Origin of the sequence: Nostoc foliaceum FACHB-393 (assembly GCF_014698505.1) — a bacterium.
Taxonomy (GTDB): Bacteria; Cyanobacteriota; Cyanobacteriia; order Cyanobacteriales; family Nostocaceae; genus Nostoc; species Nostoc foliaceum_A.
Map to the genome: position 1 here is coordinate 111,262 of NZ_JACJTD010000011.1, position 16,634 is coordinate 127,895.

Consider the following 16,634-nt stretch of genomic DNA (forward strand, 5'->3'; position numbering starts at 1 on the left):
AAAGACTATACAGGGTATCCACCAGCTTGAAATATCTGTTCGGGAGTTAAGTTTAATTCAGGGAAAAGAGGTGAGATAATGCGATCGCTACCTCGAAACTGGCTAACTTGGTATTCTCCCTCAATTAAGGTGTACAGCGAGACAGTTGGTTGTTTAGGGTTGCCAATAAACCGCCTACCGCCTAAAGCCGCATAGTCTACAATCCAGTATTCTGGAATGCCTACAGCTTCATAGTCAGCAGCTTTTTTTAAATAATCATCACGCCAATTGCTACTCACTACCTCAACTACTAAGGGTATTGATTCCGCTTGGCTTACAGTAGATTCTTTTTTCCACACAGGTTCATTTACCAAATTAGGGAGATTTAATATCAGTACATCTGGCGAGTAAGCCGATTCACTTTCAGGCGGTTTGACTAATACTGTTTTCGGGATGCCGTAGCGTAGACCGATGCGACTATATTCTAGAAGAAATTGCTGGACTAAAAATACAATGATCTCTTCATGGTCGCCAGTAGGCTGCGGCATCTCTACAATTACTCCATCATGCAATTCATAATGTTTTCCTGTGTTGTCAGGATATTTAGCAACAAATTCATCGAATGTAACTACTTTGCGTAAGGCTTGAATCATAAATTATTGCCATTTATCTCAATGCTAACGATTATAGAGCGTACTTTAGCCGGGATTGTGCTTACGGAAAAAATAGAGATGACTTTGATATGAGGCTTATTCCCCGGAAAATGTAGGATCAATATTAAAAATTTACCGCACCTACAGAGATGCGGTAAACATTTGAGCATCTTTTTCTGATATTACTTTTAACTCATAAGACGTAATAGCATCAGAGAGCGATCTGTGACTGGCACAGTTTGAGAGCCTGAAACTAATTTCCCCCGATCTAAAAAGCGAGGTTCATTAGTGTCAATTACTATCTCCCATACCTTTTCTTTAAATTCATTGGGTAAAGCAAACTCAATTAACTCGTAGTGAGCGTTAAAAAATAGCAGAAAACTTTCATCAATAATCCGCTCACCACGAGTTCCTGGAGTGGAAATTCCTTGCCCATTCAAAAAAATCTCCATTACTTTGGCATAACTAACTAGCCACTGCTTTTCAGTCATTTCACTGCCATCAGAATTAAACCAAGCAATATCATTAATGCCTAAACCATGGATGGGGCGACCTTGAAACCACTTACGTCGGCGGAATACTGGATGTTGATGGCGAAAATTAATTAGTTCACGGGTAAAGTCTAGTAAATCCGCGTTTGCTTTTTGCAAATCCCAATGCCGCCAGGAAATCTCATTGTCTTGGCAGTAGACATTATTATTTCCCTTTTGGCTACAGCCAATTTCATCTCCCTCTAATAGCATTGGGACACCTTGAGATAGCATTAGAGTTGCTAAAAAGTTTCGTCGTTGTCGTTCGCGCAAACGCAGTACTTCTACATCGTCGGTTTCGCCTTCTACACCACAATTCCATGATCTATTATGGCTTTCTCCATCTCTATTGTCTTCCCCGTTTGCCTCATTATGCTTTTCGTTGTAGCTGACTAAATCATTTAACGTAAAACCATCATGAGCAGTGATGAAATTAATACTTGCATTTGGGTTGCGCCCGTTTGTTTGATACAAGTCAGGGCTACCGGTAAAACAGTAAGCAAACTGTCCTAAACTATCATCTGCACCACGCCAAAAATCTCGTACTGTATCCCGATATCTTCCATTCCACTCAGACCAACGCAGTGGAAAATTCCCGACTTGATAGCCGCCTTCTCCTAAGTCCCAAGGTTCAGCAATGAGCTTTACATCTGCCAAGATTGGGTCTTGATGAATAATATCAAAGAAAGCTGATAGGTTATCTACCTCATATAATTCCCGCGCCAGCGCCGAGGCCAAATCAAATCGGAAGCCATCTACATGCATTTCTGTTACCCAATAGCGCAGGCTATCCATAATTAACTTCAGAACTTGAGCATGACGCACATTCAGAGAGTTACCGCAGCCTGTAAAATCCATATAGTAACGAGGATCATCCTTTACCAAACGGTAATATACAGAATTATCAATACCTCGCAAAGATAGCGTTGGCCCGAAATGATTTCCTTCGCCAGTGTGGTTGTAGACTACATCTAAGATCACTTCAATTCCGGCAACATGTAGTGCCTTGACCATTTGCTTGAATTCGGTGACTTGTTGACCCACAGTTCCACTAGCACTGTAACTAGAATAGGGGGCAAAATAGTTGATGGAATCGTAGCCCCAGTAATTTGTTAATCCTTTTTCTTCTAAATGTCCTGGATGAGATAGAAAGTGATGTATTGGCATCAACTCAACTGCTGTAATTCCTAGTTGCTGTAAGTGTTGAATTGCAGCAGGATGCGCCAACCCGGCATAAGTGCCACGCAACTCTTCTGGAATAGCTGGATGTAGTTTAGTAAAACCTTTTACGTGAGTTTCATAAATAACAGTTGTATGCCAGGGTGTAGCAAGCAGTTTATCGCCTTCCCAATCAAAAGATTGATCGACCACAACACACTTGGGCATTATTTTGGCATCATCTAGTTCAGAAAAAACTAAGTCTTTTTCTGGAGCATCTAGAGAATAACCAAAGACAGATGGATCGTTACTAAACTCACCGTCAATTGCCTTAGCGTAGGGATCAATTAATAGTTTGTTTGGATTAAATCGATGACCTACTTCCGGTGCCCACATCCCATGCACTCTAAATCCATATTTTTGACCGGGGCCCACTCCTGGTAAGTAACCATGCCAAACAAAATTGTTTTTTTCTGTCAAAGGCAAACGGATTTCTTCGTCATCGTTATCAAATAAACAAAGCTCTACCCCTGTTGCATTTTCTGAAAATAAAGCAAAGTTTGTCCCTTTACCATCCCAAGTTGCGCCTAAAGGATATACATTCCCTGGCCATAAAGCTATATACATAAGTAAATTTTCAATAATTACTTTTTCGGCAAATAATCAACTTCGATTTTTTTGAATAATTAATAATTTAGTTAAAATTTAAAGTTACTAATAATTCCTTAAAATCACTAACGTTAAAGTATAACTTAGTAAATAATATTCTTTGTTCTATCAGTAGTAATAGAAATCTCTATTCCTTAAGTAGGAATAATTGAGGCAGAGAGCAAGAGGCGAGAGAAAAACCGCCCTGTCTGCTACACCTACGCGATTTGCTTCAGTAAAGCGATGCCTACGGTGGTAAAGTAGCTCTGCCGTTTGCGCAGCATCTTGTAGAGAAGTGCTGGCTGCGCCAACGCTAAAAAGCAAGAGTTCAAAAACCTCACTGTTGCGTTATCTTATAGCTTTTTACGTAGCTCCAAACATCCAGGGTCATTCCCTCCTGACTTCTTCAAATGCAGACACTTTAGAGTTTAACCCATAGTGAATTGACCAACAGTCTCTCTGAATTGTAGAAATATGACAGCGTGTCTTTTGACACGATTTTACTATTACAGCAACAATACTACGTAGTGACTGTTTTTACTTGGTGTGAAAGAGAACGTGAAAAAGGATTTTTTGTTGCTAACAGTTGCTTTACCGAGTTTACTGATAGCCTTTCCTGGCTTTGCTGCTGAGAGTGAAATTAAACAGAGAAATACTGATAAATTAACCGAAGTCATTTCAGATATTCCGAGTTTGAGTGAAATCGAGCTACCCGCTATTAATGCCAACTTATTAACTCAACAATCTGCACCGAGGGAAATTGACCCAGAAACAGAGCCAGATTATACAGATGATGCAGACATTTCCATAGAAGCGATCGCAGAACCAGACAATCTACCTCAATCTACACCAACTTACGTAATTGATAAAGAAGAAATTCAAAAGCAGGGCGCTACAAGTTTAGCTGATATTTTGAAAAGAATGCCTGGTTTTGCGATCAATGATGTAGGGCATGGGGCAGATATTCACACAGGTACATATTACCGGGGAGCCTCAGTTAATCAGTCTGTATTTTTGATTAATGGTAGACCAATTAACAATAATGTCAATATTTATCATGGTGGAACTGACTTAAATAGCATTCCTGTAGAGGCTATTGAGCGAGTGGAATTATATAGCGGTACAGCTTCCGCATTATATGGTTCTTCAGCCTTTGGGGGAGTTGTGAATATCATCACCAAGGAAGGTTATGGCAAACCTAAATTGAGCGCTAGTGCAGAATTTGGCTCATTAAGTTTAAATAATCAACAAGTAACCTATGGTGGTTCATCTGATAATGTAAAGTACAACTTCAGCTTTGAAAGATTCTTTATAGATAACCGTTACCGCGTCCCTGTAGGTGCAGCTAATCGTGATGAACAGGGATTTTTATCAAATGCAGATACAGCTACAAGTACTTACTTTGGTAGCATTGGGCTAGATTTAGATAAAAAAAATTCTTTGAATTTAGATGTTACTGCACTCAGCAGTCGTCGCGGCTTAATTTATTTCGGTTTCCCTCTGCAAAGAGATAGATTAGACCATGATGGTTTAAATGTTGGCTTATCCTGGAAAACTCGACTAGGTAATGGGGAAAGTTCCAATCTTACAACCTCTATTGGTTATAACCAAAATTATTTCAGCACCTATGGCCCTACAGGAGAATTTTACCGTACAGGAACTTTAGATACCCAACAACTTACAGCCAGGGTAGATCATGAGTGGAAAGTTACTTCCAATAATAAATTGCGCTGGGGATTAGATTTAAAAAACACCGATTTAACTGGTGATGTTTTAAGTACAAATCCTACTAGGATTGCCAATAATGAAACTGAAGATAGGAGTTTGTTCAATACAGCTTTATTTGCTGTGAATACTTGGAATATTAGCGATGATTTCCTGATAGATTTAGGACTAAGGCAAAGCTTTGACAGCCAGTTTGGAAATTATCTCAATCCTAGTGTTGGGTTACGTTATGCCGTCACACCAATAATAGCAGTGCGGGGAAGTTGGGCAGGGGCACAACGCAATCCTGGGTTAGATCAGTTGTATGTTTATGATACAGTTCATGGTTGGGAACCTAATCCTGATTTAAGACCGGAAACTGGTTCTACTTGGAGTGCGGGAGTAGATGTCAATTTTTCTCAAAATCTGATTGGACAGTTTACTTACTTTGGTAGTAGTATAGGCGATCGCTTGGGAGTCATCGCCGGAAGATGGGAAAACATTGGACTAGTAGATACCAATGGTTTAGAGGTTGCATTGCAATTAAGAATTGCAGATGGCTGGTCAACTTTCCTCAACTACACTTATACAGATGCTGAAATAAAAACAGGCTCAGAGAGAGGTTTACAGTTAGGTTTAATTCCCTACTCTGTACTGCAAACTGGCGTGGGTTATCAAAATTCAGGTTGGCAGGCTAATTTGTATGTTACCTACAACAGTGGCACTCGCAGAGCCTTCTTTACAAACCCTGGTGACACGATTACAGATTTTGCCCCATCTTTCGTAAATTTAGATTTGAGCGGTCGTGTACCTGTAACTAGCAATGTAGGATTGACAGTTTACTTAGAAAATCTACTGGGTGAGCAATATGAGCGAGTTAATCGCATCTATAGCCCTGGATTCACTTTTCGTGTGGGTTTAAATGCCAGTTTTTAGGTGGTAAAATCTCTGCGTTCTCTGTGCCTCTGCGGTTTAAAAGTTATTTATTGAACCACAGAGGGGCAGAGAATACAGAGATAAAGAGGAGCTTTTTGGTAAAGACGAGGTACCGCGATGATACAACATGGTGCGTTAGGTTAAAGTCGTAACGAACCCTACGGTTAAGGCAAGAGACGCGATGAATCGCCGTCTCTACAATAAATAATTAATCAAAAACCTTAACTGAAACGGATTGTAAGGCACCCTATTTAAAATTTACTTTTAATCCGAAATCTAAAATTCAAAATTGCTATGAGAGCCAAAATTGAAAATAAAGTGCTTTTTATTCATCATGAAGATTTACCAGAGTTTAAGAAGGGTGGTTCGGTGGTGCGAAACTCTTATTTCTGGGCGCTACGTTCAATTGCTGGTAAAGCTTCGCGTTATCGTGATTGGGAATACGAATCGGAGGTTTGGCTAGCGCTTTCACGAATGCTTTTGTCGTTTGCTGAATCTGGGTATTTGGGACTTAGAGAAACTTTGCTGGAGTTTCCTTTATCTCAAGGGGAAATTCCTAGTTTGCTGCGAGATGTGTCCACTTTTGAGTAGCGTTGCTGCCGCGAGGATCAATTAGAGTTTCAGCTTAGATTATAAATCATCAATTTTTAATAATTAAATAAGGGCAACAATCACATTCGCTATTTGCTTGTTTGGCGATCGCATTTGCTTGTTTGGCGATCACATTTGCTTGTTTGGCGATCGCATTTGCTTGTTTGGCGATCGCATTTGCTTGTTCGGCGATCGCATTTGCTTGTTTGGCGACAGCATTTGCTTGTTGGGCGGCTACATTTGCTTGTTTGGCGACAGCATTTGCTTGTTGGGCGATCGCATTTGCTTGTTGGGCGACTACATTTGCTTGTTGGGCGATCGCTTCCCCCTTCCCTCTTACTAAGGCGACAATCTGAAAATCGCTCGCAGTCAGTGCGGGGCTTAGATTTGACTTCTTCTTTTTTCTTTGTTTAATCCGTCCCTTGGTAACTAATATTACATAAATGAAATAATACTTGCACTCATCGGGCACTCAAATGAGCTTCAATCCGTCACGATTAGGCATCATGGACAAACCCTAGTTAACAGTAGTGCTGAACCAAGGGTAGTGTGAGAAAACAATTAAGATGCAGCAGTTAGTGGAGGAGAGCAACATGAAAGTAGCGATTATTACTCAAACATTACTTACAACTATAGGTTTGTTAGCTTTTTTTGCCCCAAGTAAAGCATCGGCTCAACTTATACCGCAACCTTGGGTTTCAGTCGGTGGAAAAGATGGTGATATAACTTATGCTGTGGGAGCTAGGGCTTTGGATTTCGGGGTTGAGGTAGGAACTGGCCCTGATGGTTCTACGGGAGTAGATGTTTTAAGATTTATCAGTTTGCCTGTCATTTCACCTTATGTAGGAGTTGGACTTTATTCAGAGGATAAAGGTGTTGCAGTTTCAGGTGGCGTTCAGGTAGGTGCTACTGATAATGTTTTTGTTGGTGCTGGTTACAATTCTATTCGTGGCTTTAACGGGCAACTGGGAATAAGATTTTAACTAATTCGTAATTCGTAATTCGTAATTATTGGTGATCTTGAATTAGTTGTGTTCTAAATCTACAACTAATTCAATTATGGATATCAATTACCAATTAATATTATGCAGGGGGAATAATTGAAGTTAAGATTATTTCTCTGACATACTCTGCGGAATCTTGCTGTAATGCTGATGCCGCGATCGCTTCACTCTCAACTATACTTAACCGAGTGATCGCTTGTTTCACTCCAGCTATGGCTTGAGGATTCACGCTCAATTCATCCAGTCCTAAACCTAATAAAATTGGTGTTGCTAAAGTATCTGCTGCCAATTCTCCACATAATCCTACCGAAATACCCGCCGCATGGGCAGCTTGAATAGCTTGCTGCACCATTCGCAATACTGCTGGGTGTAGTGCATCAACCAAATTTGCCACGCGGGGATTAGTGCGATCGCTAGCCATGACATACTGACTCAGATCATTAGTCCCTATACTAAAGAAGTCTACTTCAGCTGCTAACTGATCTGCGATCGCTACTGCTGCCGGAACCTCTACCATAATTCCTACTTTCATAGCTGCATCAAAGGAAATACCAGCTTGATTTAATTCAGCTTGCACTTCACCCAAAATTACCTTAGCTGCACGTACCTCAGTTACACTGGCAATCATCGGCAACATGATCTTAATTTGGTGTCCGACACTAGCTCTCAAAATTGCCCGTAACTGAGTTTTGAACAAATCTAGATGATCTAAACAGAAACGAATTCCCCGCCAGCCTAAGAAAGGGTTAGCTTCTGGAAACCCTACTCTCAGATAAGGAAGTGGCTTATCACCACCGACATCTAGAGTACGAATAATCAACGGACGATTATCTAAAACTTGGGCGATCGCCTGATACACTTCTAGTTGTTCTTCTTCAGTGGGGGCGCTTGTCCTATCTAGATAGAGAAACTCTGTGCGGAGTAGCCCCACTCCTTCTGCACCGCTAGCCACCGCAACTTGTACATCACTTATACTCCCAATATTGGCAAAAACGCCAATTTGCCGACCATCACGAGTAATTGCTGGCTGGTGTGCTGTAGCTCGTGCTTCCTGTTGAGCAGTTTGCCAAGCTGACTGCTTTGCTGCTAGTAAATCCAGGATATGTGATTCTGGTTCTACCCAGGCTCTGCCACTTTCACCATCAAGTGCCATAAGTGTACCATCTGCCAAGTGCAACACCTGGGCATCTACTCCCAAAACTGCGGGAATACCCAATGTCCGGGCGATAATTGCGCTGTGAGAAGTGGCACTACCTGAAGTTGTACAAATACCCAACACCTTTGTCGGATCTAATCTAGCGGTATCTGAGGGAGTTAAATCTGTCGCTACTAAAATCGCCGGTTCCTCAAGATGCAGGTTAGGCGCAGCATTCCCAGCTAGTAATCGCAGTACCCTTTGCCCGACATCCACAACATCGTCAACTCGCTCTTGCAGGTAAGAATCCTCAAGTGTACGGTAGGAAGCCGCTACTTCATCGACTACGGCTTGCCAAGCGGCTTCAGCATTTATATGGTTTTCTAAAATGCGTTTTTTAGCCGCTTCTAGCAAAACTGGATCTTCTAAAAATAGTAATTGGGCATCGAAGATGGCGGCTTCAGCGTCACCAATTTGCAGAGATGCTTGTGAGAATACTGCTTGAATTTCTTGTCTGGCTGTGTGGATTGCTGCTTGTAATCGTTGCCACTGGGCATCAGGTTCATCTACGTGGTATTCCGTAATCGAGATGTGGGTGGGTTGATAATGAACAACAGGTGCGATCGCTACTCCAGCAGAAGCTGCAATTCCCGAAAGTTCGCCGTGAGTTGCTGGTGTAACTTCATGGTGAAATGCTGGCGGAGAATTCAAAGCAACATTATCTTCACCAAAGTTATTTGCAAATAATGCCTGTAATGCCGTCAGCGCCTCATCTGCATCAGAACCAGTGGCAGTAATTACGAGTTCGTGTCCTTGACGCACCCCTAAAGTTGTGACTTGGTTAATACTGTCACCCCTAACTAGATCAGTATTTCTCGTTAAATTTCGTACTAAAATTTGAGATTGAAACTTGGCTGCGGTTGCGACAAACTGCGCTGCGGGACGAGCGTGTAATCCTAAGCGATTGCTCACAATCAGCCGGATTTCTTGGGTTGGTGATTCTACATTGGTTATTGTTGGGGTGTTGTGACTGGCAAGTGACAACGGCCGACTAACTACACCCAGTTGAGTTGCTTTTGCTTGGAGTGCGCCGCGTGCTTCCGCCATAACTTGGTGAATATCTCTACCAAGAGCAGCAGCTACCACAGCAGCGATCGCGCCTTCTACTAGAGGTGCTTCACACAAATACACTTTTTGCTGCTGTGCTTCTGGTAAAAACTCGATTGCCATTTCTGCACTCAGCAAAGCACTACCCAAATCCATTAACACTAAGACACCATCATCAGAGAAAACAGAAGCGATCGCTTCATAAACCTGGATGGGATCTGTACCCAATGGATTTTCCTGATCTTCAATACCTGCTGCAACCGCGATAGGGACTTGGCCCTGAACCATTTGCGCGGCGAGTTCCCGCACACCCAGAGCTAGTTGTTTACTGTGAGAAACGATAACAATTCCGATCACTGCCACACCGTCAACCTTGTTGAGAGGTTTGCGTTAGCTAGTTATCCATTTCATTTTCCCATTCTGCTACAATTGCAACTGCCCGAAAATCTTCCGGTCTTTCCAGCTAGAAATACGAATAAAATAGCCTTCTGTTACGGAAATACGTGGTCTCCACTCATAAACTCCATCGCTAGCAGTACGGGTAGAAATGTTTTGGATAAGTTTGTTCCCATCGTACAACTTAATCGAGACATCGCCGTCAAAATTATCCTGCCACAATATTAAATAAGGCTGATCCTTCTTTGGAAGTACTTTCTTCGCTGGCTGACTGATCAAGATTTTTGGTGCAACCTGATTTTTGCTTTTCTTACGGAATCCCAGATAATGAGGTAGGTATCGAAAAGTAGGATTTTCTTGCAGATTAGATAGTTGGGGAACAATAATGTTTCCGTTTTGGGAATTGAATAAATAAGTTGATCTGCCGCCGTCAACAGTAATAATATCTCCTTTGACTCCTAATTTACGTAATAAATCGGCTGCTTCATCCAGAGTTGTTTGGTTCACCGTCATAATCAACAAAAGCTCGTCACCTTTAACACCATCTTTGTTCAAAGTACCGATTATTTGATACTTATTCACTTGGTTTTGGGCTAATACTTTCGCCGGATGATCGCTGTATCGGTAAGTGACGATTGCATTCTTCACTGCTTTTTGGTTAAGAGGCGCACCGCTAACCTGGTTGTAATCTGTAATGTATGCCTGCTTGCTATCCCAGACTAAGGTCTTGAGGCGAATATTACTATAAAATTTATCTTTTGGTTCCTTGATTGGGCCATAAGGACTATTGCCGCCACTGATGACTACACCATTGAGTTTAATTGGAAAGGATAATTGAGTACTAGATTGGTATTGCTCAAAAAAAGAACAATTAATTATTGAGAAAACGTTGTTTGCGTAAAGTTTTTTATATTCGTCTGCAACTTCAGAAAACAACTTATTTTTGAAAAAAGGGCTGTAATGTCCACCTTCTCCTTTATAATATTTACCCTCATTTAGACCCATATTATCTACCTCTCCGGTAATTTGGTCTATCTGCATTTTGCCCAGCTCAATAACTTGTAAATATGCTTCGTTACCATTTGTTAATTGTTTTTTATATAAAGCTGCCCCATCTATAGTTTGGAGAGGCTGATAAGAAGATAGAGGGCTGAAAGTTTGGGCAATCAAAAGGCTACTCAGAATTGGCAGCAAAAAAAGCAATAAATTGATTACAGTATTCATCCGTATTTTATTTAGTTAGAATTGACACTATTAGGTGTAATACCATTTAATGAAAATCTTGATATATATAGATTTACCGTAGGGTAGCACAGCGGTGCTACCCTACCAACATATTTGTATCAACCTTAAAGTTAAATAGTATAAATTTACGCTTACCGAGTTATTCTATAATCGAAATTTGAATGTCAGCTAGCTTTTAAAGCCAAGTTTCGAGTTCAGAAGGTCAACGTTGAAGTTCAAGAAGTCGAAACTTCAGGTGTATAAAGCTTGTGAAATTTGTACAGCTTTGTTATATAAATCAACATGAGGATTAAGCAAACCTACTAAATATCCCATATCTGCAAATACAAACCGCATTAATCTTTTCCTTGTGTACTGAGTTGATGAAGCACTAAAGAAACATTCTTTGTAGTATGATTCTGATTTTGTAATACTAATGGTAAAAGAGATGACGGCTCAATTTGAATACAGCACTCTCAGCCATCCGCAGGATATTCAGCAGCTGATGTATATCCTTGAGCAGTGTTTTATCAGCGGGCTTAGTGGCGAGGAAGCTTACATCAACCTGATTGGTATAAAAAATTTCCGCATTATTCGGGGATTAGAGCAATTAGCTGGTGGATTGGCAACTCTGGATATGGGCCAGTGGTGGGGTGGTCAACGTGTACCAATGACAGGAATCGCCGCAGTGGGCATTGCTCCAGAGTATCGTGGTTCGGGAGCTGCGATCGCTCTCATGCAGCACACCCTCAAAGAACTTTATGCTAGGGGTGTGGCGATTTCCGCTCTTTATCCGGCGGTTCAAACTTTGTACCGAAAAGTAGGTTATGAGCAGGGGGGTAGCTGGTGTATTTGGGAAGTTGCTACTAGGAATATCCAGGTGCGGGAGCAACCCCTACCTTTAGAACCAGTAGTGAGCATTAATCATGAAGTCTTTCATCAGCTATATCAGCAGCAGGCGAAACAAACGCATGGATATTTAGACAGACATCCAGCAATCTGGCAGCGAATAATCCAACCAGATGAGAAAGAAACAGTCTATGCCTATTTTATTGGTACTAAAGACCAGCCCCAAGGCTACATCATCTTTACTCAAGAGCGAACAGAGGATGGTGAAATCCTCTGGGTGAAAGATTGGGTACTGGGCACAGTTGCTGCTACACAAACTTTCTGGTCTTTTCTAGCAAATCATCGCTCTCAAATTCACAAGGTGCGATGGAAGAGTTCTGCGATTGATTCCCTGACATTGCTACTACCAGAGCAAACTGCCAAGATATGGCGTGAGAGTCGTTGGATGCTACGGGTGATAGATGTAGTCAAGGCGCTGGAGGCGCGGGGTTATCCATTGGGAATCGAAACTGAATTGCACCTAGAAATTCAAGATAATTTGCTAACTGGAAATAATGATAAATTCATCCTTTCTGTTGCCAACGGACGTGGTGAAGTCACAAGAGGTGGAAAGGGCGAATTACAGCTAAATATCCGGGAATTGGCACCATTGTATACAAGTTTGTTTACCCCCTACCATTTGCAAATAGCGGGAAAACTTGATGGCACAGAAACGGCTATCATAGCAGCTACGCAAATATTTGCAGGTAGCTCTCCTTGGATGGCTGATTTCTTTTAAGGGGAGTGGGGAAGGTTGGGCCTCCTCTGGGGATAAGGGGTAATGGGGAAGGGATTAAACTGTTGTGCCTCCAGTTTTTACTCAACTCACATCCCCGACGCTCCCCAATCAGCAAAATATAAGTTGGAAACATAATTAATCATTAGATCGTCGTTCCGCTAGATTAGCAATTTCTGTTGTCAATTCATATCATAAACAAGGCTGTCAGCGTTTTTTTGATAAATCATGATTATCTAATCCTAGATAAGTAAGTAGAGATGAATCAATTAAAGTTTGTAGTTGGCGTTTGAGCGAAGATAGCGCCAACTACAAGCTACAAATTTGGATGATCTCTACATTACTTATCATCAAAAAAATAACTTAAGGGAATTTGTGTTTTCTGTCCTGAATTTCAGTATGATTATCAGAAAACAATCTAAGCTCAAGTTGATTAGTTGCTACCTACATAGTTGCATACCTACAATCACAACATGAAATCACATTTACTTGCGATCGGTTTAAGCAGTTTGCTTCTAGTTGCAGGACAAGCTAAAGCCTCACGATTACAGTCTTGGTACTTTGACTCTAAGCAAAACCAATTACACCTAACTACAACTTCTGGAATCCAACCAAAAGCCTTTTTATTAGATAATCCTAATCGATTAATAATTGACTTACCTGGAACTAGTTTTAATTCAGATAGTGTCAAAAAAAGTTTTGGTAATGCGATTAAAGAAATTCGTATCGGAAAACCAGACAGTAAAACAACTCGTTTTGTCGTAGAATTAGCTCCAGGTTATCATATTGCTTCCCGCAATCTATCTATCAAGGGAGATTCTCGTTCCCATTGGATTGTAAAATTCAACTCATTTGACCGCCAAAGCAATAACATTCCTGGGGAAAACAGAGAAGATGTTGCCATAAATTCTACAGATGCCTCAACATTTGCGGGAGTTGTAAATCTTGGCCAAGAAATGAAGGGTATCAGTTCTCAAATTCGCGCATTGTTAGCAACTTATAAAACATTGAATCCAGGAATATTTTTCTTAGATTTAGATACAGGTAACTATATAGATATTAATGGTGAAAAAAGATTTGCTGCTGCCAGTACAATAAAATTTCCCTTGTTAGTAGCTCTTTTTCAAGAAATAGACGCTGGTAGAATTAAACTAACAGATAAATTAGTGATGCGGCGCGATTTAAGGGTTGGTGAAGCCGGAACTATGAAATACAAACCCGTCGGAACTAAATTTAGCGTCCTCCAAACTGCTACCTTGATGATGACGATTAGCGATAATACCGCAACAAATATGGTTCTTGATCGTTTAGGTGGTGCAGCAAAAGTTAACCAACGTTTTCGTAATTGGGGATTGCAAAATACAGCAATTCAGAATTTACTTCCAGACATTCCTGGCAAAAATACAACCAGTTCCAAAGATTTGGTCAGATTGGCGGCGTTAGTTTCTAACAATCGTTTGCTTTCCTCAAATAGCCGCAATCAAGTTTTAGGCATTATGCGCCGTGTCAAAACTAATAGTTTGCTACCAGCTGGTATTGGTAAAGGAGCTAGGATCGCCCACAAAACTGGTACATTGAGATTTATCATTGGTGATGCGGGTATTATTGAAATGCCTAACGGTAAAAGCTATTTAGCAGGTGTTTTGGTGCAAAGACCAAACCACGATCGCAGAGCTGGAGATTTTGTCCGTGAAGTTTCTCGCAGAGTCTACAATTACCTAAACCAAGCCAGAGTTAGCAATATAGAACCGAACTCCAGCGATGCCTCCGGCGGGCTACGCCTACCCACTCGTTAGCAATCAGGAGTGGGAAGTGGGGAGTTAAAAGTTTTTCTTCATCTCCCTTACCCCACGCCTGAGTTACCTTGCTACTTAACTTAAGAAATTTGGGGTACCACTACCACCATTCTTACCAACAGCAGGAATTTCCAGTAGGCTATCTGTGGCCTTGCCAGTACTATCATTGGTAACGGATGTAGAATTACCTGGATGTCCATTGGGAATGAAAAGTTGCGGATGATCAAAGGGCGCTTTGTCATAAAGAACTCGCTCATCGGTAAGTCCTTTCATAAAGGCTACCAAGTCATCTTTTTCAGTTTCGGTTAATCCCAACGGGGCGAGGGCGCTTTGTTGGCGGAAATCTCCACCACGATTATAGAAGTCCACCACTTGCAGCAGAGTCAAATAGCCACCATTGTGAAAATAAGGGGCGGTGAGTTCTATGTTGCGTAATCCGGGAGTCTTAAAGCTTCCATCCGCAACTATTCTGTCATTTGAACTAACTGTAATATTCGGGTTTGAATCGAGAAGTTGTGGGAATTTACCCAAAGCAGCGACTCGTGACTCTGAAAGCGGGTTACCGAATGGGTCTTGACCACCAACACCAGTATCTTCTAGGGTGGGTCTAACACCGATATTGAAGAAGCCACTGTCAAAGACAATTCTTTGATTGGGGATGTTTATGGTTGCCAGTCGTTGGTTCTGTATATTGGTAACCGAGGCGTTGGTGAGTTCTAATCCACCGTGACAACCGATACACCGAGCCTTACCCTCGAATAGTTGTTTCCCTCGTTGCTGCTGCTCGGTTAGGGCGGTGGTGTTTCCTTCCAAGAAGCGATCGTAGGGTGTATTATCGGAAATGAGTGTAGATTCGTACAACTGAACTGCAAGCCCAAAGAATAGTGAGAAGTTGTACTCCATCAATGTGTACTCATTAGTCTGCAAAGAGCGATCGGGCTTTTTGACAAAAGTCCGTCTACCTTCAGCATCAACTTGGATGAGTCGATTCGACTTCCACCACTCCGATTTGAAGGCATCTTTAATCATCTGCTCATAGGTTCTATCTTTGAGTCCGGGTTTGGGCGATCTACTATCTGCACCTAAAACACTGTCTTGTGGATGCACAACCTGTTTACCTAGCGGTCTAAGAGGTAATAACTTTTTCGCAAGTTTGCGGGGGAGCTTTTTACCCTTAGCAGCGCTAAGAGATTTTTTGTCAATTCGCCCGAACTTATCACCAATTTCTTCAAAGGTGCGACCATCAGCAGAGGACTCAAAGGAACTGAGTGGTGGGCCGACCGCCTGAGAAGCCAAAGACGAGTTCTTCAGGCTGATTTTCACAAATTCTAGTTGATTTGGATTTTCTGCTTTGACGACAGCAGCGTTAGGGTCTCTTAAACCGAAAGGATTCACCCCATTAAAGATATCCTGCGCCCTTCCATCCCAGAAGTTGCGAAAGTTGAATGCTGTATTAATCACGGTTGGGGTATTACGCGGCTCGACGCGGCGTACATTAATGCCTCCCACGTTAAATACCGGATCTGGCTCGTTTTTTACTTGGTCTTCCGCACTACCAGGTTTGACATCAATAAACTTAGTGTTGAAGACCCCCTGAGATGAACTGACATCGTTACGGTCAGATATAACGGTCGTAGGATCATTTGGGTTCGACACCTTGTGGAAGGGAAAATCTTCTGGTTTGAGTTGGTAGTTGGGTGCGCCGCCTACATCAAAAACTGTATCCGGGTTCTCTGTACCATCAGGGTTAATCCGCAAAAGTCCAGGAGCAATCTGATTTTTGGATCTATTGTCGGCTCCAGCATGGAAGTGACAACTAGCACAGGCGGTCACTCCGTCGCTCCCAATCTGCATATCCCAAAAAAGAGTTTTTCCTAACTTGATGGCAGCTACTTTGTCTTTTACGAAGTCTCCAAGATTGTCAGGCTCAGGAACTGATATGCTCTTGAGCGAAGTTAGAGGCGGCGGCGTAACCTGGGCTGATACAGTATTTCCAGCTATTACTGCTGTCATAATAATCGCAGCAATTGTTATAGCCCTTGAAATTCTTGATCTCAAATAGTTAAGCTTGCCATATCTGAATCTCCACTCTTGGCGCTTTATTTTTGTCGCCAAAGATTTGAGCAAAAATCGACCTTTTGAGGTCAGT

General features: G+C 41.7%; 11 protein-coding genes. 5 read left to right on the plus strand and 6 right to left on the minus strand.

Going from position 1 to position 16,634, the window contains the following annotated elements; genetic code table 11:
• Positions 1–5: 5 nt before the first annotated feature.
• The gene (locus tag H6G92_RS11925; protein WP_190893899.1) at positions 6–632 is read right to left on the minus strand and encodes a Uma2 family endonuclease; all 627 of its coding nucleotides are present in this window, start codon (positions 630–632) and stop codon (positions 6–8) included.
• A gap of 188 nt (positions 633–820) precedes the next feature.
• Positions 821–2,947 carry a glycogen debranching protein GlgX gene (gene glgX, locus H6G92_RS11930; RefSeq protein WP_190893900.1) on the minus strand — a complete coding sequence of 709 codons (2,127 nt, stop codon included), beginning with the start codon at positions 2,945–2,947 and terminating at the stop codon, positions 821–823.
• A 579-nt stretch (positions 2,948–3,526) separates the two neighbouring features.
• Here glgX and H6G92_RS11935 point away from each other — a divergent pair.
• Together H6G92_RS11935 and H6G92_RS11940 are read left to right on the plus strand one after the other, a co-directional pair.
• Positions 3,527–5,608 carry a TonB-dependent receptor plug domain-containing protein gene (locus H6G92_RS11935; RefSeq protein ID WP_190893901.1) on the plus strand — a complete coding sequence of 694 codons (2,082 nt, stop codon included), beginning with the start codon at positions 3,527–3,529 and terminating at the stop codon, positions 5,606–5,608.
• Positions 5,609–5,902: 294 nt separating this feature from the next.
• A complete protein-coding gene (locus H6G92_RS11940; RefSeq protein WP_190893902.1) occupies positions 5,903–6,199 on the plus strand; it encodes a hypothetical protein in 297 nt (98 codons plus the stop codon).
• 49 nt (positions 6,200–6,248) lie between these two features.
• Here H6G92_RS11940 and H6G92_RS11945 read toward each other — a convergent pair whose 3' ends face one another.
• Entirely contained in the window at positions 6,249–6,671 is a 423-nt protein-coding gene (locus H6G92_RS11945) for a hypothetical protein (protein ID WP_190893903.1), read from the minus strand.
• A 121-nt stretch (positions 6,672–6,792) separates the two neighbouring features.
• On the opposite strand from H6G92_RS11945, the gene H6G92_RS11950 reads away from it, so the two are divergent.
• Positions 6,793–7,182, plus strand: coding sequence for a hypothetical protein (locus H6G92_RS11950; protein ID WP_190893904.1), 390 nt, complete (start codon positions 6,793–6,795; stop codon positions 7,180–7,182).
• Between the two features lie 100 nt (positions 7,183–7,282).
• Here H6G92_RS11950 and ptsP read toward each other — a convergent pair whose 3' ends face one another.
• Together ptsP and H6G92_RS11960 are read right to left on the minus strand one after the other, a co-directional pair.
• Positions 7,283–9,802 carry a phosphoenolpyruvate--protein phosphotransferase gene (ptsP, locus tag H6G92_RS11955; RefSeq protein ID WP_190893945.1) on the minus strand — a complete coding sequence of 840 codons (2,520 nt, stop codon included), beginning with the start codon at positions 9,800–9,802 and terminating at the stop codon, positions 7,283–7,285.
• Positions 9,803–9,868: 66 nt separating this feature from the next.
• Positions 9,869–11,065 (minus strand): hypothetical protein, encoded by a 1,197-nt coding sequence (locus H6G92_RS11960; RefSeq protein WP_190893905.1) that lies wholly within the window; start codon positions 11,063–11,065, stop codon positions 9,869–9,871.
• A gap of 448 nt (positions 11,066–11,513) precedes the next feature.
• Here H6G92_RS11960 and H6G92_RS11965 point away from each other — a divergent pair, with 448 nt between their 5' ends.
• Positions 11,514–12,692 (plus strand): GNAT family N-acetyltransferase, encoded by a 1,179-nt coding sequence (locus tag H6G92_RS11965; RefSeq protein ID WP_190893906.1) that lies wholly within the window; start codon positions 11,514–11,516, stop codon positions 12,690–12,692.
• 470 nt (positions 12,693–13,162) lie between these two features.
• Positions 13,163–14,485, plus strand: a complete 1,323-nt coding sequence (locus H6G92_RS11970) for a serine hydrolase (RefSeq protein WP_190893907.1) — start codon at positions 13,163–13,165, stop codon at positions 14,483–14,485.
• A 75-nt stretch (positions 14,486–14,560) separates the two neighbouring features.
• On the opposite strand, the gene H6G92_RS11975 is transcribed toward H6G92_RS11970, so the two are convergent.
• Positions 14,561–16,498: a cytochrome-c peroxidase gene (locus H6G92_RS11975; protein ID WP_313889958.1), complete on the minus strand. Its 1,938-nt coding sequence runs from the start codon at positions 16,496–16,498 to the stop codon at positions 14,561–14,563.
• Between the last annotated feature and the right edge of the window lie 136 nt (positions 16,499–16,634).